This window comes from Paenibacillus xylanexedens (genome assembly GCF_007680605.1).
Lineage (GTDB): Bacteria > Bacillota > Bacilli > Paenibacillales > Paenibacillaceae > Paenibacillus > Paenibacillus xylanexedens_B.
In genome coordinates this window covers 1-228 of the sequence record NZ_VEIO01000104.1, presented here as the reverse complement: position 1 = coordinate 228, position 228 = coordinate 1, and the positions used below count along the sequence as shown (strand labels likewise).

The 228-nt window shown below is 60.5% G+C and carries 1 protein-coding gene; it reads left to right on the top strand.

What is annotated here, in order from left to right:
* Positions 1-228 (top strand): AMP-binding protein (locus FS818_RS28565; protein ID WP_145336792.1); only part of this gene is annotated, 228 nt, incomplete at both ends.

The following is a 228-nucleotide window of genomic DNA, read 5'->3' as shown; positions in this document are numbered from 1 at the left end:
GCGCCTACATGCCGATCGACCCGGCGTACCCGCCGGATCGGATGACGTACATGCTGGAGGACAGCGGGGCGGATCTGCTACTTGTATACGGCGAGAATGTGGAAGTACCGCCAGCTTATGCAGGCACTGTGCTGAACTTGGCGGACGTATGGCTGTACACGGGCGAACCCGCAAACCTGCCAGCGATCAGCGGCGCAAGCGATCTGGCGTATGTGATCTATACCTCGG